Source organism: Nocardia aobensis NBRC 100429, from assembly GCF_000308375.1.
Lineage (GTDB): Bacteria > Actinomycetota > Actinomycetes > Mycobacteriales > Mycobacteriaceae > Nocardia > Nocardia aobensis.
On the sequence record NZ_BAFQ01000102.1, the window covers coordinates 19,309 to 40,600 of the forward strand.

General features: G+C 70.2%; 21 protein-coding genes. 11 read left to right on the forward strand and 10 right to left on the reverse strand.

Features of this window, described 5'->3' with window-relative positions:
* Positions 1 to 125 precede the first annotated feature (125 nt).
* From lnt to RJ03_RS12860, 5 genes are all read right to left on the reverse strand, one after another.
* Positions 126 to 1,715: an apolipoprotein N-acyltransferase gene (gene lnt, locus RJ03_RS12840; protein WP_083870796.1), complete on the reverse strand. Its 1,590-nt coding sequence runs from the start codon at positions 1,713 to 1,715 to the stop codon at positions 126 to 128.
* 104 nt (positions 1,716 to 1,819) lie between these two features.
* Positions 1,820 to 3,415, reverse strand: coding sequence for an amidohydrolase (locus RJ03_RS12845; RefSeq protein WP_036501590.1), 1,596 nt, complete (start codon positions 3,413 to 3,415; stop codon positions 1,820 to 1,822).
* A 50-nt stretch (positions 3,416 to 3,465) separates the two neighbouring features.
* Positions 3,466 to 3,948: an FxsA family protein gene (locus RJ03_RS12850; protein ID WP_036501592.1), complete on the reverse strand. Its 483-nt coding sequence runs from the start codon at positions 3,946 to 3,948 to the stop codon at positions 3,466 to 3,468.
* A gap of 85 nt (positions 3,949 to 4,033) precedes the next feature.
* Entirely contained in the window at positions 4,034 to 4,693 is a 660-nt protein-coding gene (locus tag RJ03_RS12855; RefSeq protein WP_036501594.1) for a response regulator, read from the reverse strand.
* Between the two features lie 31 nt (positions 4,694 to 4,724).
* A complete protein-coding gene (locus RJ03_RS12860) occupies positions 4,725 to 5,945 on the reverse strand; it encodes a sensor histidine kinase (protein ID WP_036501596.1) in 1,221 nt (406 codons plus the stop codon).
* A gap of 80 nt (positions 5,946 to 6,025) precedes the next feature.
* On the opposite strand from RJ03_RS12860, the gene RJ03_RS12865 reads away from it, so the two are divergent.
* Complete coding sequence (locus RJ03_RS12865; protein WP_036501599.1) at positions 6,026 to 6,793, forward strand: TSUP family transporter; 768 nt, start codon at positions 6,026 to 6,028, stop codon at positions 6,791 to 6,793.
* 7 nt (positions 6,794 to 6,800) lie between these two features.
* Here RJ03_RS12865 and RJ03_RS12870 read toward each other — a convergent pair whose 3' ends face one another.
* The gene (locus RJ03_RS12870) at positions 6,801 to 7,454 is read right to left on the reverse strand and encodes a TetR/AcrR family transcriptional regulator (protein WP_083870789.1); all 654 of its coding nucleotides are present in this window, start codon (positions 7,452 to 7,454) and stop codon (positions 6,801 to 6,803) included.
* Positions 7,455 to 7,660: 206 nt separating this feature from the next.
* Here RJ03_RS12870 and RJ03_RS12875 point away from each other — a divergent pair, with 206 nt between their 5' ends.
* On the forward strand, positions 7,661 to 9,184 hold the full coding sequence (locus tag RJ03_RS12875; protein WP_036501602.1) for a TldD/PmbA family protein: 1,524 nt from the start codon (positions 7,661 to 7,663) through the stop codon (positions 9,182 to 9,184).
* Positions 9,185 to 9,305: 121 nt separating this feature from the next.
* Positions 9,306 to 10,691, forward strand: coding sequence for a metallopeptidase TldD-related protein (locus RJ03_RS12880; RefSeq protein WP_036501654.1), 1,386 nt, complete (start codon positions 9,306 to 9,308; stop codon positions 10,689 to 10,691).
* Between the two features lie 4 nt (positions 10,692 to 10,695).
* Here the strand turns inward: RJ03_RS12880 and RJ03_RS12885 are convergent, their stop codons facing one another.
* Positions 10,696 to 11,202 carry a nitroreductase/quinone reductase family protein gene (locus RJ03_RS12885; RefSeq protein ID WP_051024627.1) on the reverse strand — a complete coding sequence of 169 codons (507 nt, stop codon included), beginning with the start codon at positions 11,200 to 11,202 and terminating at the stop codon, positions 10,696 to 10,698.
* 96 nt (positions 11,203 to 11,298) lie between these two features.
* On the opposite strand from RJ03_RS12885, the gene RJ03_RS12890 reads away from it, so the two are divergent.
* Positions 11,299 to 11,946 (forward strand): TetR/AcrR family transcriptional regulator, encoded by a 648-nt coding sequence (locus RJ03_RS12890; protein ID WP_157163407.1) that lies wholly within the window; start codon positions 11,299 to 11,301, stop codon positions 11,944 to 11,946.
* A 9-nt stretch (positions 11,947 to 11,955) separates the two neighbouring features.
* Here the strand turns inward: RJ03_RS12890 and RJ03_RS12895 are convergent, their stop codons facing one another.
* The gene (locus RJ03_RS12895; protein WP_036501604.1) at positions 11,956 to 12,219 is read right to left on the reverse strand and encodes a helix-turn-helix domain-containing protein; all 264 of its coding nucleotides are present in this window, start codon (positions 12,217 to 12,219) and stop codon (positions 11,956 to 11,958) included.
* Between the two features lie 77 nt (positions 12,220 to 12,296).
* Here RJ03_RS12895 and map point away from each other — a divergent pair, with 77 nt between their 5' ends.
* Together map and RJ03_RS12905 are read left to right on the forward strand one after the other, a co-directional pair.
* Positions 12,297 to 13,064 (forward strand): type I methionyl aminopeptidase, encoded by a 768-nt coding sequence (gene map, locus RJ03_RS12900; protein WP_036501607.1) that lies wholly within the window; start codon positions 12,297 to 12,299, stop codon positions 13,062 to 13,064.
* A 113-nt stretch (positions 13,065 to 13,177) separates the two neighbouring features.
* Positions 13,178 to 13,564, forward strand: coding sequence for a PPOX class F420-dependent oxidoreductase (locus RJ03_RS12905; RefSeq protein ID WP_036501609.1), 387 nt, complete (start codon positions 13,178 to 13,180; stop codon positions 13,562 to 13,564).
* Between the two features lie 11 nt (positions 13,565 to 13,575).
* Here the strand turns inward: RJ03_RS12905 and RJ03_RS12910 are convergent, their stop codons facing one another.
* Together RJ03_RS12910 and cobN are read right to left on the reverse strand one after the other, a co-directional pair.
* Complete coding sequence (locus tag RJ03_RS12910; protein WP_036501611.1) at positions 13,576 to 13,965, reverse strand: PPOX class F420-dependent oxidoreductase; 390 nt, start codon at positions 13,963 to 13,965, stop codon at positions 13,576 to 13,578.
* Between the two features lie 94 nt (positions 13,966 to 14,059).
* A complete protein-coding gene (gene cobN, locus RJ03_RS12915) occupies positions 14,060 to 17,683 on the reverse strand; it encodes a cobaltochelatase subunit CobN (RefSeq protein WP_036501612.1) in 3,624 nt (1,207 codons plus the stop codon).
* Between the two features lie 271 nt (positions 17,684 to 17,954).
* Here cobN and RJ03_RS12920 point away from each other — a divergent pair, with 271 nt between their 5' ends.
* The 5 genes from RJ03_RS12920 to RJ03_RS12940 all read left to right on the forward strand — a co-directional run bounded on the left by RJ03_RS12920 (position 17,955) and on the right by RJ03_RS12940 (position 21,229).
* Positions 17,955 to 18,182 (forward strand): hypothetical protein, encoded by a 228-nt coding sequence (locus RJ03_RS12920; protein WP_036501614.1) that lies wholly within the window; start codon positions 17,955 to 17,957, stop codon positions 18,180 to 18,182.
* Between the two features lie 4 nt (positions 18,183 to 18,186).
* Positions 18,187 to 18,516: a hypothetical protein gene (locus RJ03_RS37950; protein WP_174372296.1), complete on the forward strand. Its 330-nt coding sequence runs from the start codon at positions 18,187 to 18,189 to the stop codon at positions 18,514 to 18,516.
* A 64-nt stretch (positions 18,517 to 18,580) separates the two neighbouring features.
* Positions 18,581 to 19,774, forward strand: a complete 1,194-nt coding sequence (gene cobG, locus RJ03_RS12930; RefSeq protein ID WP_036501616.1) for a precorrin-3B synthase — start codon at positions 18,581 to 18,583, stop codon at positions 19,772 to 19,774.
* A gap of 156 nt (positions 19,775 to 19,930) precedes the next feature.
* The gene (locus RJ03_RS12935) at positions 19,931 to 20,500 is read left to right on the forward strand and encodes a hypothetical protein (RefSeq protein ID WP_051024636.1); all 570 of its coding nucleotides are present in this window, start codon (positions 19,931 to 19,933) and stop codon (positions 20,498 to 20,500) included.
* A 93-nt stretch (positions 20,501 to 20,593) separates the two neighbouring features.
* Positions 20,594 to 21,229 (forward strand): precorrin-8X methylmutase, encoded by a 636-nt coding sequence (locus tag RJ03_RS12940; RefSeq protein ID WP_036501618.1) that lies wholly within the window; start codon positions 20,594 to 20,596, stop codon positions 21,227 to 21,229.
* The last annotated feature ends 63 nt before the right edge of the window (positions 21,230 to 21,292 follow it).

Consider the following 21,292-nt stretch of genomic DNA (forward strand, 5'->3'; position numbering starts at 1 on the left):
CACGGTAACCGGATGTGCAACCGAGCGGCGAATGCGGATGGGCGGCCCGGAATCGACGGAGTGTGAGAAATTTCGATTCGCGGGTACCCGCGATGTGTGATTGTCCGGGAGAACTGCGGCGGCCGTCAGTCGAATGCCGGGTCGCCGGTGACGTCCTCATCGGTCCGATGCGCCGAGCGCATCGTTCGCCGCCGGATAGCCGCGACCAGGGCGACGGCCGCAGCAAGAATACACAACATGCGTTCCGGGAGGGGACCCATCGCGGTCGCGGGTGTCGTGTCGCTGCGCAACGGCAGCGTCGCCTCGAGTGCGGCGGGCACGAATTTTCCGGTGTGCTGCCGCACCACCCCGTCGGCGGTGACGACGGCACTCACCCCGGTGGTCGCGGCGACCACCAGTGCCCGGCCGTGTTCGACGGCCCGCACCCGCGACATGGCCAGCTGCTGATAGGTCATATCGCTGTCGCCGAAGGTGGCGTTGTTGGTGGGAACGGTCAGCAGTTGCGCACCGGCGCGCAGCGAATCCTCGAAAGCCCGGTCGAAGGCGACCTCGTAGCAGGTCGCCACGCCGATCGCGACCATCGGGCCACCGCTCGCCGGCCGGGCGTGCACGACACCGTCTCCGTGGCCGGGCACGAAGTAGCCGGCGCGGTCGGCGTAGCTGGAGAAGTGGCGGAAGAAGCCGCGGTAGGGCAGATATTCGCCGAAGGGCTGGATGATCTTCTTGTCGTGGCGCTCTCCCGGCCCGTCGGCGTCCCACACGATCACCGAATTGGTGGTGGTGCGGTCGTCGTTGACGAGGACGGCGCCCACCAGGATCGGGGCGTGGATGTCGCGGGAGGCCGCGGTGATCTCGTCGTAGGCGTCGGAATTGCGCAGCGGGTCGATATCGGAGGAATTCTCCGGCCAGATCACCACATCCGGCTGAGCGGCGGTGCCGGCGGCGACCGCGCGGGCCAGTTCCTCGGTACGGCGAATGTGATTGTCCAGCACGGCGCGGCGCTGGGCGTTGAAGTCCAGGCCCAGCCGCGGCACGCTGCCCTGGATAGCGGCGACCGTGATCGACCGGTCTCCGTCGTCCGGGGCGGGCAGCGCGGTCCGGAGGATCACTCCGGTAATCGGGATAATAGCCACAACCGTTGCGAGAGTGATAATTACGACGGTACGACGTGCGGTTGCCCGGGGACGCAACCTAAGCAGCAGGGCCGCCAGGACGGTTCCGGTCAGGGCGACCGCGAAGCTCACCACCGGCGCACCGCCGAGCCAGGCCAGCGGCAGATACCAGCCGTCGGCCTGCCCGAAAGCGAGCCGGCCCCACGGGAATCCGCCGAACGGAAAGCTGGAGCGTCCCCATTCGGTGAGCGTCCACATCAAGGCCACCCACACCGGCCAGCCCGGCAGGGCGCCCACCAGCCGCGACAGCAGCCCGAACAGCCCGACATAGATCGCGCACGCGGCCGAGAGCGCCAGCCACGGCACCGGGCCGACGTAGATGCCGGTCCACGGCAGCAGCGGCAGGAAGAACGCGAGCCCCGCCAGCAGTCCGTAGCCGAATCCGCCGCGCAACCTCGTCGCATCGCGCACGACCAGGGTCAGGATCGCGATGCCGATCGGCGCGAGATACCAGCAGGTGCGGGGCGGAAAACTCGCGAAGACCAACAGCCCGGCGACGACAGCGGCCCCGATCCTTCCCCACACCCGCCACGTCACGCCCAGCACCGCGCCAGCCTACTGGGATACCACGCACCGGCCCGTGCCGGGCTCCGGGCCGAGACCACGACACCCCGTCGCGTGATGCCCGCCGACGGGTACTGCCGGCATCACGCGGCGTAGATGGTCACTCCGTCACGGACGGTGCGCAGGCAACGCGGGAGTTCGGCGCCCGCGTCCAAGGACGGCAGGCCGGGCACGCGGGAGCGCGGATCGGTGGACCAGCGTTGCACCGTGTCCGAGGCGGCGGCGACCACCAATTCCGTTGTGTCCCATATCGCATAGTCGGCCGGAGCGCCGGGCACCAGCGTGCCGGCGATGCCGTCGCGCACGCCGCCTGCTCGCCACGCGCCACGGGTGGCGGCGGCGAAGGCCGCGCGCGGGGAGATGTGGTGTCCCGGGGTGCGGTGGTTCGCGGCCGCGCGGACGGCCTCCCACGGGTTCAGCGCCGTCACCGGGGCGTCGGAGCTGATGGCCAGGGAGATGCCGGCGGCGGCCATCGCCGCGAACGGGTTGGTGGCCGCGGCGCGTTCGGCGCCCAGCCGGCTGGCGTACATTCCCTCGGCGCCACCCCAGGCGGCGTCGAATCCCGGTTGCACACTGGCGATCACACCGAATTCGGCCAGTTTCGCGATCTGGGCGGCATCGAGCAGTTCGGCGTGTTCGAGGCGGTGGCCGCGGGTGGCCACCGCCGGTGCGCCGAGTTCGCCGGCGACGCGGGCGAAGCCCTCGACCACCGCGTCGACGGCGGCGTCGCCGATGGCGTGGAATCCGGCCTGGATTCCCGCCTCGGTGCAGGCCCGGACGTGGGCGGCGATCGCCGCGGCGTCGAGGTAGGAGACGCCGGTGGTGTCGCGGTCGGCATACGGTTCGCGCAGCCAGGCGGTGTGGGAGCCGAACGAGCCGTCGACGAACAGGTCCCCGGCGAGCCCGTGCACGCCGAGTTCGCCGACCAGCGCCCGCGCCTCCTCGGCGGAGGTGACGGCCTCGCCCCAATACGCCCGCACCTGCACACCGTGCTCGAATTCCAGCAATTCGCGCACATCGGTGCGTCCGGAGATCCGCGGGCCCGCGCATTCGTGAACGGCGACCACACCGTGCGCGGCCGCGTAATCGAGTGCGGTGGCCCGGGCCCGGTCGCGCTGAGCGCCGTCGAGACCGTCGAGAGCGGCCTCGCGGACGAGGTGATGCGCGTCGGCGCGAAGCGGTACGCCGGCGGTGTATCCGGCGGCCGCGCGAACGGCGGCCACCGCGTCGAGCAGCGCGGTCGAGGCGACGGCGGAATGGGCGTCCACACGGGACAGATAGACCGCGCGGCCGGGCCCGGCCGCGGCGTCGATCTCCTCGACCGTGGGCGGGCGTCCCTCGGGCCAGCGGGTCTCGTCCCAGCCGTCGCCGATGATCGTTCCGGAATGCGTGGCGGCGTACTCGCGCACCAGATCCAGGCACTGGGCGAGCGAATTCGCCTGGGACAGATCCAGACCCGTCAGTTGCAGGCCCAGCGCGGTGACGTGCACGTGCGGATCGACGAAGGCCGGGGCGACGAAAGCGCCGTCCAGATCGATGATTTCGGCGTCGGGATGCAGGGCGCGGCCGGGACGTTCGGCGCCCAGCCAGACCACGGTGCCGTCGGTGACCGCCATCGCGGTCGCATCGGGGGAACTGGAACTGTAGATTCGGCCGCCGACCAGCAACTGGGTACTCACGGGTGACCAGTGTGCCGCACGGCCGGCGGCATGCGATCAGTGCGGGTCGGTCAGCGGGGCTCGATCATGCGCCGCGCGGGGCCCTGACCGTCGTCGTAGTACTGCTCGACGACCACGCCGTCGACGACCTCACCGGAGGGTTCCACCACCACGCCGCGATATCCGGTGGCCATGGTCAGCCGATCGATGCGCCGCAGCGCCGCGGCCGAGACCAGCGGTCGCAGCAGTGCGCGGGTGGGCAGGAGCAGCAGCAGTCCGAACACCGAGGTGACCAGACCGGGAACGAACATCAGCAGCGCGCCCACCCCGACCAGCGCGCCGTCGGCGACGGCGGTACTCGGGGCGATTTCGCCGCGCCTGGCCCGGCGGAACTGCTGGAAGACCCGGCGGCCCTGAGAACGCACCAGGATCAGCCCGAGCGCGGATCCGGCGATGAGCAGCAGAATGGTCGGCACGGCACCGATGAGGTGGCCGACCACGACCAGCGCCGCGATCTCGACAACGAGATAGAGGGCGAACAACAGGGCGGGCATCGGCGATCCTTTCCACGATCTACCCTGCCCAACGCGCGACGGCTCCGATTTTCTCCCGATCCGGGCATATCGCCCCAGACCTGGGTCAGGTACCCGGTGTGACCAGCCCGGTTTCATAGGCCAGCACGACCGCCTGCACCCGGTCGCGCAATCCCAGCTTGGTCAGCACCCGGCCGACGTGCGTCTTCACCGTGGCCTCCGACAGATACAGCTCGGCGGCGATCTCGGCGTTGGAGCGCCCGGCGGCGATCTGTTCGAGCACCTCGCGTTCGCGCGCGGTGAGCACGTCGAGCACCGACGGGTCGCGCACGCGGGCGGGGTCGGCGGCGATCAACCGGTTCAGCAGCCGTTTGGTCACCTTCGGCGAGACCACGGCGTCGCCGGCCGCGACGCTGCGGATCGCGGAGATCAGATCCTCGGGCGGGGTGTCCTTGAGCAGGAAGCCACTGGCTCCGGCGCGCAGCGCGCCGAGCGCGTGTTCGTCGAGGTCGAAGGTGGTCATCACCAGAACCCGGCTGCCGCAACCCGATTCGAGGATCTGGGCGGTCGCGGCGACGCCGTCGACCACGGGCATCCGCACATCCATCAGCACCACGTCGGGGGCCAGTTCACCGGCCAGGCGCACGGCGGTCGCGCCGTTGTCGGCCTCGGCGACCACGTCGACGTCCGGGTGCGCGCCCAGCACCATCTTCAGTCCGGCGCGCATGAGTTCCTGGTCGTCGACGACGAGTACGGTGATCGGCACCGCACCAATCTAACCGGGACTCCTCCCCCGGTCAGTCGGGTAGTTCGCGCTGCAGGGGAATGGTGGCGCAGACGCGCCAGCCGCCCTCGGGGCGTCGTCCCACCTCGAGGGTGCCGCCGAGCACCGCGATCCGCTCCCGCATCCCGACCAGTCCGAGGCCGCTGCCGGCGATGCCGTTGCGCAGTGCGGTGTCATCCACGACAGGCGCCTTCGCCGCCACGGTGGACCCGGTCGCGGCCGGTCCGGCATCGCCCCGGTCGAGGACCTCGACCAGCACGTCCGCATCGCGCCGGCGCACCCGCACCCACGCCTGCGGGTCGGGGCCGGCGTGGCGGAAGGTGTTGGTCAGCGATTCCTGCACGATGCGGTGCATGCCGAGGCTCACCTCGGGCGCGACGTCGTCGAGTTCCCCGGTGAGTTCCAATTCCACGGCGAGCCCGGCGTTGCGCATCATCTCCACCACCTTCGCCAGCCCGGCGGTGCCGTGCTGCGGTAGCTGTTCCGGGGCGTGTTCGGTGCGCAACAGTTCGACGGTGCGGCGCAGTTCGCGCAGCGCCTCGCGGCCGGTCGCGGCGATGGTGGCCAATGCCTGTTCGGCGATCTCCGGATCGCGGCGCAGCGCGTATTTCGCCCCGTCGGCCTGCACGATGATGACGCTGACCGCGTGCGCGACCACATCGTGGAGTTCGCGGGCGATGCGGGTGCGTTCGGTCGAGACCGCGTCGTGGGCGCTGCGTTCGCGGTCGTAGTCGGCGACGGCGAGCCGGGCCGCGACCTCGGCGTCATAGGCGTGGCGGGCGCCGAGGAATTCCGCGAGGGTCCAGCACAGCGCGTAGAACATGATGAGGAAGCCGATGACGATCGGCACCGACTGGTCGACCACGGCCAGGGAGAACGCCCCGTCCACCGCGAGGCCGACGAGATACAGCAGCCCCTCACGCCGGCCCACGTACGCGACGAGCGTGTAGAGCGCGACGCCGACCGCCAGCAGCGCCGGGGGCTGCAGATCCTCGTGCAGCACCACGCTCACCGCGCTGGTCGTGATCGACAACACCAGCAGCGCGACCGCGCTGGCCCGCGGATAGCTGCGCCGCCAGATCACCGGCACCGGTACGAGCAGGCCGAGGATCAGATAGACGATCGCGTGATCCTTGCCGCCGAGCGTGAGCAGATCGAGCAGCACCAGTGCGGCCGCGAGGATGGAATCGGCGACCATGGGTTTGCCACGGAGCCACAGACTGAATCGGCGCACCCGCTCAGCCTAGGTGGCCCCACCGCAGTCTCGGGCGCCACGATTTGCCGCACGTCGCGAACTCTGATTGTGTCGCCGACGTGGATGTGGCTGATTGGGCGGTGCTGCTGCCCGCGGCCACGGTCGCGGGCTGGGTGGATGCCGTGGTGGGCGGCGGCGGGCTGATCATTCTGCCGACCCTGCTGCTGGTGGCGCCGACGCTGGCCCCCCAGACCGCCCTGGGCACGAACAAGATCGCCGCATTCGCCGGAACCAGCGCCGCCGCCCTGACTTTCGCGCGCCGGGTGCCGATGAACCGGCCGCTGATGCTGTCGGGAGCGGTGATCGCGGCGTGCGCGGCGGCCGCCGGTTCGGCCGCGGTGGCGCTGATCGACCGGCGCTATTTCATCCCGATCGTGATGGCGGTGCTGATCGGTGTTGCGATCGTGGTGGCGACACGGCCCTCGATCGGGGTGACGATGGCCACCCACCCGCCGACCCGGCGCCGCACGATCCTGGTGGTGGGCCTGTCGGCCGGATTGATCGGCGGTTACGACGGGCTGGTCGGTCCCGGCACCGGCACCTTCCTGATCATCTCCTTCGCCACCCTGCTGGGTACCGAGTTCGTGCGCGCCGCAGCCATGGCGAAGGTGATCAACTGCGGTTCCAATCTCGGCGCGCTGATTCTGCTCGCCGCCACCGGGCACATCATCTGGTCGGTGGGCCTGGGCATGGCGGTGGCGAATATCGCGGGGTCCGTGGTGGGTTCGCGGATGGCGCTCGCCCGCGGCGCCGGGTTCGTGCGCGCGGTGCTGCTGGTCGTGGTGACCGCGATGGTCATTCGCCTCGGCTGGCAGCAGTTCGGCTGAGCCGCGCTCAGCAGCGCGCCTCCGCGGTCAGATGCCGCCCGGCCGAGAGCCAGGGCGCCAGCACCCGCGACGTGGTCTCGCGAATGGTGCGATGCAGTCGCTCCCCGTCCTCGATCGCGTGGCGGCCGGAGAACAGCACGGTCAGCGCGCCCGACACCGCGCCGACGACGGCGCCGACCAGCGCGGCCGCGCCGACCTCGTCCAATTCGTCGGGGAACGCGTCGCGCAGCCGCCGCGCGATCTCCTGCTGCGCGGCCAGCTGGGCGTGTGCGGCCCGGCCGCTCACGGCGGGAACGGTGCGCGAGACCTGGGCGCGCAACACCGCGATTCGGGCCGCGAGATCGTCGCCGAGGTGGTCACCGGGATTGTCGCCGGCGGCACGCAGCGCGCGCAGCAGCACCTCGACGGGCCGTTCGTCACTGCGGCGGCTCGCGATCGCGGCCACCGCCGCGGTCACGCGTTCGTCGGGTTCGGGGAAGAGCAGTTCCTCTTTGCTCTCGAAGTAGTTGAAGAATGTTCTGGTACCCACCTCGGCGGTCGCGGCGATATCGGCGACGGTGGTCGCCTCGTAGCCGCGCGATTCGAACAGGTCGGCGGCAGCCTCGAGGAGGGAGCGGCGGGTGCGTTCCCGCTTGCGGTCACGGAGTGCGGATGGCGGCACGCGGGCAGACAGTACGCCATCGGTGCCGCAACCTGCGGCAGGCTGCGCGTTTCGCGCGCGTTTCAGTCCGTGCCACACCGCATTTCGTGCATGTTTGCATCAGCTGCACACTTGCACGGCGTGTCGCATTGGGGCCCGGAGTGTTTCGCCGCACCCGTCGGCGAATCTGTTGGCCCGGTCGGCGGTCAGCAATTAGCGTAGGCCGGGTGAGCATCGCATCCGCGACCGTGGACGAACAGTTCCGCGCGCTACCGCTGGCCGCCCTGACCGACGCGGCGCTGACGGCGGCACGCGCGGCCGGCGCCGAACACGCCGATCTGCGGGTGCACCGGCTGGTGACGCAATCGATCCGATTGCGCGACGGCCGGGTCGAGTCCGTCGACAACGCCGTCGACCTGGGCTTCGCGGTCCGGGTGATCGTCGACGGCACCTGGGGTTTCGCCTCGCACTGCGAGCTGACGTCCGCGACCGCCGTGGCGGTGGCCCAGCGCGCGGTCACGGTCGCGGCCACCGTGCGGGCGCTCAACCGCGAGCGGGTCGAACTCGCCGACGAACCGGTCTACCGCGACGCCACCTGGGTCTCGCCCTACGACGTGGACCAGTTCACCGTGCCGACGCCGGAGAAGGTCGCGCTGCTGCAGGACTATTCGCAGCGCCTGTCCTCGGCCACGGGCATCGATCACGTCACGGCCTCGGTGCTGCAGGTCAAGGAGCAGACCTACTACGCCGACACCGCGGGTTCCACGATCACTCAGCAGCGGGTGCGGCTGCATCCGCAACTCGAGGCGATCACCGTCGACGCGGCGACGGGCGGTTTCGAGACCATGCGAACGCTCGCCGCCCCCGCAGGGCGCGGATGGGAGTACGTCACCGGCGCCGACGGAGTCTGGGACTGGGGCGACGAATTGGCCCGGATACCGCAGTGGCTGGCCGAGAAGGTCGCCGCGCCCTCGGTGACGCCGGGTCCCACCGACCTGGTGATCGATCCGACCAATCTGTGGCTGACGATTCACGAATCCATCGGTCACGCCACCGAATACGATCGCGCGATCGGCTACGAATCGGCCTACGCCGGAACCTCCTTCGCCACCCCCGACAAGCTCGGGACGCTGCGCTACGGCACCCCGATCATGCACGTCACCGGCGACCGGACCCAGGAGCACGGCCTGGCGACGGTCGGCTACGACGACGAGGGGGTGGCCGGGCAACGCTGGGATCTGGTGCGAGACGGCACCCTGGTCGGCTATCAGCTCGACCGGGTCTTCGCGCCACGTCTCGGGGTGCCCCGGTCCAACGGCTGCTCCTACGCCGATTCCGCCCACCACGTGCCGATTCAGCGCATGGCCAACGTGTCGCTGCAGCCCGATCCGCAGACCGATACCAGCACCGCCGAGCTGATCTCGCGCGTCGAAGACGGCATCTACATCGTCGGTGACCGATCCTGGTCGATCGACATGCAGCGCTACAACTTCCAGTTCACCGGGCAGCGTTTCTTCCGGATCCGCAACGGGGAGCTGGCCGGACAGCTGCGCGATGTCGCCTACCAGGCCACCACCACCGACTTCTGGGGCGCGATGGAAGCCGTCGGCGGCCCGTCGACCTGGGTCCTGGGCGGGGCGTTCAACTGCGGTAAGGCCCAGCCCGGCCAGGTCGCGGCGGTATCGCACGGGTGCCCGTCGGTGCTGGTGCGTGGGGTGAACATCCTCAACACCCGCCAGGAGGCAGGGTGAGTAACACTCGCGCAGCCACTCATCCTGCCGACCGGGTGCGGGTGTCCCGCAAGACACAGGAGGCAGGGTGAACGGCCACGGTTCGGAATTCGCAGACAACACGGGAGGCCGGTCGGTGACGATGATGCACGGCGCGGAGGTCGTGGAGCGGGCGCTGGCCGTCGCACGCGCGGACGAGACGATCGTCATCGTCACCGACGCGTCGGAGGCCTCGCTGCGCTGGGCCGGTAATTCCATGACCACCAACGGGTCGTCGGTGTCGCGGTCCTGGGCGGTGGTGTCGATCCTGCGCGAGGGCCCGCGCTCGGCGCGGGTGGGCAGTGTCGGTTCCACGAGCGTGGACCCCGCCGAGATCGAGGCAGTGGTGCGCAGTGCCGAAGAGGCGGCTCGCACCGCCGAGCCCGCCGCCGACGCGATGCCGCTGCTGGACCCGGAAAACGCGGGCGCGCAACCGGATTCGGAGTGGTCGGGCCCGGTGCGCGAAACCGGTATCGAGGTGTTCACCGGACTCGCCGGTGAGCTCGCGGTCGGATTCGCCGGCGCCGACCGGCTCTACGGTTTCGCCCATCATCAGCTGCACACCACCTGGCTGGGCACGTCGACCGGTATCCGCCGCCGGTGGACCGAGCCCACCGGATCCATCGAGATCAACGGCAAACGCGGCGACAACGATCCGGCCAGCGCCTGGGTGGGCGCGCCGACCGCCGACTTCGCCGATATCGGCGTCACCGCACTGCTGGCCGAGCTGAGCCGGCGCCTGGACTGGTGCGCCCGCCGGGTCGAACTGCCGGCCGGCCGCTACCCCACCCTGCTACCGCCCTCGGCGGTGGCGGATCTGCTCATTCCGATGCTGTGGTCGATGGACGGGCGCGGCGCCCACGAGGGACACACCGCATTCGCCCGGGCCGGCGGCACCCGCGTCGGCGAGCGCCTCACCGACCTGCCGCTGACGTTGTACTCGGACCCGGCCGCCGCCGGATTGGAGTACCGGCCGTTCGTGGCGACCGCGGCCTCGTCGGAGACGTCCTCGATCTTCGACAACGGCCTGTCGGCCGGTCGCGTCGACTGGCTGCGCGAGGGAGTGATCGAGTCGCTGATCTATCCACGCGCCGTGGCCGCGCAGTACGACGCTCCCGTCACGGTGGCCGGTGAGAATCTGCTGCTCAGCGGCGGGACGGATCGCACGCTCGAGCAGATGATCGCCACCACCGAGCGCGGTCTGCTGCTGACCTGCCTGTGGTACATCCGTGAGGTCGATCCGGCCACCCTCTTGCAGACGGGCCTGACCCGCGACGGCGTGTATCTGGTGGAGGACGGCGCGGTCACCGCCGCGGTGAACAACTTCCGCTTCAACGAGAGCCCGCTGGATCTGCTGCGCCGCGCCACCGAGGTCGGCGCCACCGAGATCACACTGCCGCGCGAATGGAAGGACTGGTTCACCCGCACGGCCATGCCGCCGATGCGTATCCCCGACTTCCACATGTCCTCGGTCAGCCAGGCGACCTGAGCGCTCAGCGCATCGATTGCGGCCGCAGCCGCACGACCACCGTGCCGCGGCCGATCGCGGCGCGCAGTTGTTCCCGGTCGACATTGCCGTCGGCGTCGAGGCCGATGCCGGCGAAGCGGCCGTGCGTCGGGTTCTGGGTGAGGATGACGCGGTAGGGCTCGGCGATCTCGTCTTCGCCGGAGATCACCTCCCAGTCCGCGAGCCGCTCCCGGCCGCGCCAGGTGATCCGCACCGGTTCGCCCGGCCGCAGATTGCGCCGCCAGCCCGCCGCCGTGCCGACCAGCAGCGCGCCGTCGGATTCGGCATAGCCGACCGGATTCGCGTAGACACGGCCGGTTTTGCGGCCGACCACGGTGACGATCATCAATTTCGCGCTGAGCAGGCGATGCAGGGGCGACCGCAGCAGCGCGCGCATGGCGGCGTCGACCGCCGTCTGCATGCGCAACCGGCCGCGGCCCGCCGACTCGGCGGCCGGGGTGCCGGCGGAGGGAGGTGTGCTGGAAGTGGACATGACGACAGCTCCGATCAATATTTTCGAGTGCCTACTCAGAAAATACGACGGGTTGCGGCATACTGCAAGAGCACGTCCGATCGGAAGGAAGATGTGGTGCCCCGCCAGCACACCGAGCCCACCGAACCACCCGCACGCACCCGAGGGCGGCCGCGCAGCGGGGTGCGGGAGGCCGTGATCGCGGCCGCACAGGAAGTCCTCACGAACTCCGGGGTCGCGCGGCTCACCACCAAGGAGATCGCCACTCGCGCCGGGGTCGCCGAATCGAGCATCTTCTACCACTTCGGCGATCGCACCGGTCTGCTCCAAGCGGTGATCCAGCATCACCTGCGGCCGCTGAAGGATATGCTCGCCGATCCCGCACATTCGGTGGACGAGGCCGAATCGCCCGATCTGCGAACCGATCTCGTGCGCCTGGTGACCGTGCTGGAGGACTTCTTCCGCGCCGCGCTCCCCGTCATCGCGGCGATCGAATCCGATGCCGAATTGCGCGCGGTCTACTCCGAACGCAGCCGCGACTTCGATCTGGGCCCGCATCGCGCCCTGGATGTGGTGATCGGACACCTCTCGGCCCGCCACCGCATCGTCGCCGAACCACGCACCGCGGCCCTGCTGGTGGTGGGCGCGGCACATCAGCGGGCACTCCAGTCGCGAATGAGCCCGCCGGAGGCACGCGCCGCACTCCCCTCCCCGGAGGCGATCGCCGACACTGCCCTGCCCCTGTTCCGCGTCGAGGAGAACTGATCGGGACCGTCAGGCCGAGGCGCTGAGGCGTGCGGACTGCCAGACCTCGGCCAACTCCTGCAACGGAATTCCCAGCGCACCGGAGAGTCCGACGACGGTGCCGAACGCCGGGCTGGGCAGCCGGCCGGATTCGATCTTGCGCAGTGTCTCCGGCGAGATGCCGGCCGCCCGGGCGATCTCCGCGGGGTCTCTATCGCCTCGGGCCGCACGCAGATGCGCACCCAGGCGGCGACCGGCCTCCACCTGGGCCGGGGTCAGCGGAAGTCGAACCATGCCCTCAGCATAGAGCTGGTATTCAAATACCGCTACGGTTAGAGTCGGTATATAAATACCGATTCCAGGGAGGTTTCATGGTCGAACTGAAGACAGCCGCCGAGATCGAGCGGATGGGCGTGGCCGGACGCTTCGTCGCCCAGGTGCTCGCGGAGCTGCGGGAGAAAGCCGAGGTCGGGGTGAACCTGCTCGATCTGGAAAAGCATGTGCGGCAGCGCATCCGGGAACGTGGAGCGGTGTCGTGCTACTGGGACTACGCGCCCTCGTTCGGGCGCGGCCCGTTCCGCAACACCGTCTGCCTGTCGGTCAACGACGCGGTCCTGCACGGCCTGCCCTACGACTACCGGCTGCGCGACGGTGATGTGCTGACCATGGATCTGGCGGTCTCGGTCGACGGCTGGGTCGCCGACGCCGCGGTCAGCACCATCGTCGGCACCGCCGATCCCGAGGACGCCCGGCTGGTCACCGCCACCGAGGAGGCGTTGGCCGCCGCCGTCGAGGTCGCGCGGCCGGGTGGGCGGCTCGGCGACATCTCCGCGGCCATCGCGGCGGTCGCGCGGCGGTACGGCTACCCCGTCAACACCGAATTCGGCGGTCACGGGCTCGGCCGCACCATGCACGAGGATCCGCACATCCCCAACGCCGGACGCGCCGGGCGCGGCATGCGGCTCGTTCCCGGCCTGACCATCGCGATCGAACCCTGGTTCGCCCGCACCACCGACCGCATCATCACCGATCCGGACGGGTGGACGATCCGCTCCGCCGACGGCTCGCGCACCGCACATTCCGAACATACGGTCGCCATCACCGACGAGGGCCCTCGAATCCTCACGCACACGGCATGATTCACATCGGTCTTCCGACCGATCGGGCAGTGTCGTTCGGAGCTCGATCGGGGAGCCCTCCGTGGTGGCGCTGCGCTGCCGCCTCCGGGCTCGACCGATTAGGCTCGGCAGTCGTGGACAATCCTTTCGGGCCCGCGGGTACCGCGAACTACGTTCTGCTCACCACCTACAAGAAGGACGGCACGCCGGTCGCGACCCCGGTGTGGGCGGCGCTCGACGATGCCAAGTTGTACGTCTGGACCGAGACCGCCGCGTGGAAGGTCAAGCGGGTGCGGCGCAATCCGGACGTCACCCTGCAGCCGTGCAGCGTATCCGGCAAGCCGCACGGAGAGATCGTGCGCGGCACCGCCCGCGTGCTCGACGAGCAGGACAGCGACCGGACCCGGCAGCTGATCAAGCGCAAGTACTCGCTCATGGGCTGGCTGATCGTCACCGGCAGCGTGCTGCGGCGCGGCCGCAAGGGCACGATCGGCATCGAAATCACCGCTGCCCCGGCCTGATTCGGCGACGATTACTCCCCCGCCGGTTCGGCGGTGATCGCCAGCCCGACCGAGCGATCCTTCCCGAAGATCAGCTTGTGCCCGCGGATCAGCACCGTGCCGATCACGCCGTATTTGTGGGCCACGAGATCGCGGACCCGTTCGGTCCCGTCCGCATCGAGGATGCGCGCCGTGCCGGCGCTCACCGGCGATCCGGATGTGCGGCCGCGGGCGTCGCAGGCCTGGACCGTCACCGCGGCATTGCGGCGCAGCCGTTTCACCTTCCAGGTCTTCGGATTGGTCCAGACCACCAGCCGGTCGCCGTCGGGAGCCACCCAGACCGGGGCCCCGACCGGCGTGCCGTCCTTCTTGTAGGTGGTGAGCAGGACGTACTTCTGCTGTGCGAGTTCGTTCCAGGTCATATCCCCACGGTAGGGCCGAACTCGCGCCTCGCACATCCGCCGCGCGGCGCAGGATCCGGTGCGCCCGCCGACGTAGCGGCCGCACCGGGTCGCGTTACTCCAGTTCGCCCTCGGTTTCGAGGTAGATCTGCCGCAGCCGGTCGAGCGTTTCCGGCTGCGGCGCCTCCCACAGTTTGCGTTCGGCGGCCTCGAGCAGTCGTTCGGCGATACCGTGCAGTGCCCACGGATTCGACTCGGTCATGAACTTGCGGTTCACATCATCGAATACGTAGCTCTCCGAGAGCTTTTCGTACATCCAGTCGGCGACGACATTGGTGGTGGCGTCATAGCCGAACAGGTAGTCGACCGTCGCGGCCATCTCGAACGCACCCTTGTAGCCGTGGCGGCGCATCGCCTCCAGCCAGCGCGGATTGACCACGCGGGAGCGGAACACCCGGGTGGTCTCCTCGGAGAGGGTGCGGGTGCGCACCGCGTCGGGACGCGTCGAATCGCCGATGTAGGCCTCGGGATTCTTGCCGGTCAGCGCGCGGACGGCGGCGACCATACCGCCGTGGTACTGGAAGTAGTCGTCGGAATCGGCGATGTCGTGCTCGCGGGTGTCGGTGTTCTTGGCCGCGACCGCGATGCGCCGGTAGGCGGCGCGCATATCGTCGGCGGCCGGCGCGCCGTCCAGATCCCGGCCGTAGGCGTAGCCGCCCCAGGTGGTGTACACCTGGGCCAGATCGTCGTCGGTGCGCCAGCTCTTGGAGTCGATCAGCTGCAGCAGGCCGGCGCCGTAGGTGCCGGGTTTGGAGCCGAAGATCCGGGTGGTGGCACGACGGCGGTCACCGTGCTCGGCCAGATCCGAATCGGTATGCGCGCGAACGTAATTCGACTCCGCCGGCTCGTCCAGCTCGGCGACCAGCCGCACCGCGTCGTCGAGCAGCGCCAGCACGTGCGGGAAAGCGTCGCGGAAGAAGCCGGAGATCCGGACGGTGACGTCGATGCGCGGGCGGCCGAGTTCGGCCAGGTCGATCACCTCCAGGCGGGTGACGCGGCGGCTCGCCTCGTCCCACACCGGCCGCACACCCAGCAGCGCGAACACCTCGGCGATATCGTCACCGGCGGTCCGCATGGCCGAGGTGCCCCACACCGAGAGCCCGACCGAGCGCGGGTAGTCGCCGTGGTCGGCGCGGTAGCGCTCCAGCAGCGAATCCGCCATCGCCTGCCCGGTCTCCCACGCCAGCCGCGACGGCACCGCCTTCGGATCCACGGAATAGAAGTTCCGCCCGGTCGGCAAGACGTTGATCAGTCCGCGCAGCGGCGAGCCGCTCGGGCCCGCCGGGATGAAACCGCCGTTCAGGGCGTGCAGAATCCGCTCGATCTCGACTCCGGTCTGCCGCAGCCGGGGCACGACCTCGGATGCGGCGAACCGCAAGACGGCGGCGAGGGTGTCCGGAGCATCGGGTTCGTAGCGGGCCACCAGCTCCCCGACCGCCTCCGGCGACCACTGCGCCGCCTGCAGTGCGGCCAGCAGCTGCCGGGCGCGCTGCTCGACGACGTCGACGCGCTCGCGTGATTCCTCCCCGGATTCGTCGAGCCCCAGCGCCTCGCGCAGCCCCGGCACCGCGACTTCGCCGCCCCACAGCTGGCGCGCGCGCAACATGGCCAGCACCAGATCCAGTTCGCCCTCTCCGGCGGGGGCCTGGCCCAGGATGTGCAGGCCGTCGCGGATCTGCACATCCTTGATCTCGCACAGCCAGCCGTCGACGTGCAGCAGCATGTCGTCGAAGGTGTCCTCGTCCGGCCGCTCTTCCAGGCCCAGGTCGTGGTCCATCTTCGCGGCTCGCATCAGGGTCCAGATCTGCTGGCGGATCGCGGGCAGTTTGGCCGGATCCAGCGCCGAGATGTTGGCGTGCTCGTCGAGCAGTTGTTCCAGGCGCGCGATATCGCCGTAGGTCTCCGCGCGCGCCATCGGGGGAATGAGATGGTCGACCAGTGTGGCGTGGGCGCGGCGCTTGGCCTGGGTGCCCTCGCCTGGGTCGTTGACCAGGAACGGATAGATCAGCGGCAGATCGCCGAGGGCGGCATCGGTGCCGCAGGCCGCCGACATGCCCAGCGTCTTGCCCGGCAGCCATTCCAGATTGCCGTGTTTGCCCAGGTGCACCATCGCGTCGGCGCCGAACCCGCCCTCGTCGGCCGCCGCGGACAACCACCGGTACACCGCCAGATAGTGGTGGCTGGGCGGCAGATCCGGATCGTGGTAGATCGCGACCGGATTCTCGCCGAAGCCGCGCGGCGGCTGCACCAGCAGCACGATGTTGCCGAAACGCAGTGCGGCGATGACGATTTCACCGTCCGGATCGGCGGAGCGGTCGACGAACAACTCGCCCGGCGGCGGCCCCCACGCCGCCACGACCGCGGTACGCAGTTCCTCGGGCAGGGTGTCGAACCAGGCCGTGTACTGCCGGGCGCCGATGCGAATCGGGTTGCCCTCCAACTGTTCCGCGCTGAGCCAGTCCTGATCCTGGCCACCGGCGGCGATCAACGCGTGGATGAGCGCGTCGCCGTCGCGCTCCTCGAGCCCCGGCACCTCACCTGCCGCGCCGAGATCGTAACCGGCCGTACGCATCTCGGTCAGCAGCCGGATCGCACTCGCGGGCGTGTCCAGCCCGACGGCATTGCCGATGCGGGCATGCTTGGTGGGATACGCCGACAGCATCAGCGCGATCCGCCGCTGCGCCACGGGCAGATGCCGCAGCCGCGCGTGGCGCACCGCGATGCCCGCGACCCGCGCCGCCCGCTCCGGGTCGGGCACATAGGTCGACAGACCGTCGGCGTCGAACTCTTTGAACGAGAACGGCACCGTGATGATCCGCCCGTCGAATTCCGGCACCGCGACCTGGGTGGCGACGTCCAGTGGCGAGAGCCCGTCGTCGTTGTCCGCCCACTGGTCCCGGCCGCTGGTCAGGCACAGGCCCTGCAGGATCGGCACATCCAGGTCGGCGAGCGCGCCGATATCCCAGGCCTCGTCGTCACCGCCGGCGGCGGCGGTCGCGGGTTTGGTGCCGCCCGCGGCCAGCACGGTCACCACCAGCGCGTCGGCGCGACGCAGCGTGTCGAGCAGGTCCGGTTCGGCATTGCGCAGCGACGCGCAGTACAGCGGCAGCGGACGGGCGCCGGCCTGTTCCAGCGCGCGGCACAGCGACTCGACGTAGGCCGTATTCCCGGCCAGATGCTGGGCGCGGTAGTACAGCACGGCCACCGTCGGCGCGTCGGCGAGGCGGGAATCGTTGCCGGACAACGTCTTCGGGGCCCGGTCGAGTTCACCCCAGGAGGGCAGCTGCACCGGCGGCTCGAAGCCGTGACCGGTCAGCAGCACCGTGTCGGACAGGAAGTTGTGCAGCTGCAGCAGATTGCCCGGCCCGCCCGCGGCGAGATAGTTGTGCGCGTCCGCGGCGACTCCACCCGGGACCGTCGAGCACTCCATCAGCTCGGCATCGGGCGCCATCTCGCCGCCCAGGGCGACCAGCGGAATCCCGCTGGCACGCAGCGCGTCCAGGCCGTCCTCCCAGGCGCGGCGGCCGCCCAGGATGCGGACCACGATCAGATCGGCGCCGTCGAGCAGTCCGGGCAGATCCTCCACCAGCAACCGGGCCGGGTTGGCGAGCCGGTACTCGGCGCCGCTCGCGCGCGCGGACAGCAGATCTGTGTCGGATGTGGACAGCAGCAGGATCACGGTTCTCCTCGGGTGACGCGCCCATGATGGATACGGCCGCCCGCCCGGAGGGTCTGACTGTCACAGTGGCGCGACCGCACCGGAATTGCACCGGTTTTCCTCGTATCGGCGAGCCTCCGGATGCTATCGCACTGCTGTGACAGGTATTTTCCGATCCAACTCCGCGGCGTACGCTGTGAATATGCCGAACACACCGGGATGGAGCAGGCGGAACCGCTTTGCCGCCTGGTCGGGAATTACATGCATGATGATTGCTGTTGCATTGCTAGCAATGGCTCTGGCCGCTGCAGCGGGCGGCCACGGCGGGCTGTTGCTCGTCGCCGCCGGCGCCTGCGCGGCGGTCGCGATCTTCGGGCTGCTGGTCTTCGAGTCCACTGTCCGCCGCGACCATCTCGAGCGCCACGACAACCCACACCTGTTGTCGGACAGTTACGTCGACGATCAGCTGTGGAAGGCCGTGATCAGCGCCCGCGACAGGGATACTCCGAAGGACCGGTGATCCCATGCCCGCCACCCCGCCTTGGGTGCGGCGCAACCGTATGGTCGCCTGGACCAGCTACTTCTGCGTTCTGATCGGCTTCGGCACCCTGGCGATGGGGCTGACCGCCGCCGGCAGCGGACATCTCGGCTGGGCCCTCGTCGCGGGTGCTGTCTGCGCGGGCGCCTTCGTCGGCGGTATCAGCCTGTTCGGCGCGACCGCCTATTACGACCGGACCACCCACCACACCGGCCCGAGCCTCCTGTGGGATTCCTCCTGGCCGGGCGTCACACTCGAACCGTCCCACGCGCCGCACGCCGCGCGTCACCGGCTGCGCCTGCGCCGCGGTCATTGACCAGCCCGGCCTCGGACGCACCGGCCGCATCCCGGGCAGGCCCGGCTCGTAGGCTGGGACCATCATGACGCGCTCCGCTCCCGACTCCTGCCCCGGTGTCCTGCGCCTGCATCAGGCCGCCGACGGTCCGCTGGCCCGGATCCGGCTGCCCGGCGGCGCGATCACCCCCGACCAACTGCGCGCGCTGGCCGCGGCGGCCGACGAGCTCGGTAACGGCAGCATCGAACTGACCTCGCGCGGCAATGTGCAGTTGCGGCAGATGCACGACGCCGCAGCACTGGCCGAGCGCCTCGAGCACGCCGATCTGCTGCCGGCACCCACCCACGAACGGGTGCGCAACATCGTGGCCTCGCCGCTGTCGGGCCGGTCGGGCGGCTGGAGCGATGTGCATCCGCTGGCCGCGCAACTCGACGCGGGGCTGCGGGCGGCCCCGCAATTGGCCGCACTACCCGGGCGCGTGCTGTTCACCCTCGACGACGGCCGCGGCGACATCAGTGGCCTCGGCGGCGATATCGGCGTCCACGCCACCGATGAGGCCGAGTTCGCGCTGGTTCTGGCCGGGCGCGATTCGGGCGCGCGCATCGGCGCGGACCGGGCGGTGGACACGATGCTGGCGGCCGCACACAGCTTCCAGCGGGTGCGCGGCGAACAGTGGCGGCTGCGCGAGGTTGCCGACGGCCCGGCTCGGATCCTGGCCGAACTGGCTCTGGACCCGATTGCCGAACCGATGGATTTCGTTGCCCGCCACGATATTCCGATCGGCTGGCTCACCCAGGCCGACGACCGGGTCGCGCTCGGGGCGGCGGTGCCCCTCGGCGCGCTCCCGGCCCGGACCGCGGAATTCGTCGCGGCGGTGGAACATCCGGTTCTGATCACCCCCTGGCGCAGTCTGGTCGTGGCCGATATGGACGAGTGGACCGCCGAGCAGGTGGTTCGGGTGCTGGCACCGATGGGCCTGATCTTCGACGCGAACTCGCCGTGGCTGGCGGTGACCGCGTGCGCCGGGCGGCCGGGCTGCGCGAAATCACTCACCGACGTGCGAGCCGATGCGGCCGACGCCGTCGCCACCGGCCGGGTGCTGCCGGTCGGCGCCCCGGCCCCGGATCTGTCCGGCGTCGCGGCCGATCAGGTGGTCGTCGCCGGGCGACAGCACTGGTCCGGGTGCGATCGGCAATGCGGGCGGCCGGCCGGGCCGGTGACCGAGGTGGTCGCCGAAGCCGGCGGTTATCGCATCACCGGGCCCCGCGCGGATCGCTGAGACTCACACCGCCGCGACTGTCGTCCGCGCACCCGCCCGGCCACGACCACCCGCAGCCCGGCCTCCCCGGCCGACGGTGCGATCATCGGGACGAACTCCCTCCGATTCGCGGTGACTCGCTATACCTCGTCCCTGGAGTTCGCGCACACTGAATCGATGGACCCGTCCGCCCCACAGCCGTCCACCGCCGCCCTGCTCTCCGATGCGCAGATCGAGGAGCTTTCGCTCGCCCAGCGGCTCGAATTGGTCGCGCGCCTGCGGCCGGACCGGGTACGGCCGAATCCCCGCCGGGTGCGCGTGGCGCGCGGGCTGCGGTTGTCGCTGATGGTCGGCGGCTCGGTCGCGATGATCCCGTGGCTGGTCTATCTCGGACTCACGCTGCCGCCGGAGTACAACGCGAACAACTGGTCCCTCGTGTGGATCGGATTCGACATTCTGCTGGTGGTCATGATGACGACCACCGCCTATCTCGGCTGGCGGCGTCGGGCACTGCTCATCCTGCCCGCCTTCGGCACCGGGGTGCTGCTGCTCGCCGACGCCTGGTTCGACACGACGACCGCCGGACCCGACGACATCCGGGTGTCGATCGCGACGGCCGCGCTCGCCGAAGTCCCGCTCGCGGTGCTACTGCTCACCGGGGCGCTGGCCCTGTTCCGCTACCTCGTCTTCGCCAATCCCCTGCACGATCCGGCCCAATCGCCGTGGCGGGCCCGGCTGCCGTTCTGAGGTCGCGGGCCGCGCGCCCGAGGTTGCGGACCCGGCGGTGCCTCGCCCACGCTGCCGCTCGGGGCCCGGATTCCCACCGCTAGGGTGATGCCCATGTCCGATGTGCGTACCAGCTACCTCACCGACGGGGCCGAGATCTATCGGCGCTCGTTCGCGACGATCCGGGCCGAAGCCGATCTGGCGCCGTTCCCGGCCGATGTCGCGCAGGTGGTGGTGCGCATGATCCACGCGTGCGGACAGGTCGATCTGACCACCGATATCTCCCACACCCCGCAGGTCGTGGCGGCGGCCCGCACCGCCCTGCGCGCCGGCGCGCCGATCCTGTGCGACGCCACCATGGTCGCCTCCGGCGTCACCCGCAAACGACTGCCCGCCGACAACGACGTGCTGTGCCTGCTCGCCGATCCGCGCGTACCGCAGCTCGCACAGCAAATGGGCAATACGAGATCGGCTGCGGCACTGGAACTGTGGCGCGATCGGCTCGACGGCGCCGTGGTCGCGATCGGCAATGCCCCGACCGCGCTGTTCCATCTGCTGGACATGCTCGACGCGGGCGCGCCCCGCCCGGCCGCGGTGCTGGGAATCCCGGTGGGCTTCGTCGGCGCCGCCGAATCCAAACAGGCGCTGGCCGAATACGGCGGCGTCGAATACCTCACCGTGCACGGCCGGCGCGGCGGCAGCGCCATCACCGCCGCCGCCCTCAACGCGATCGCGAGTGAGCAGGAATGAGCGCTCAGGGTGCGGAGGAGGCAGCGCGCGTAACCACGGAGAACCCCAGCTCATTCCTCGAGG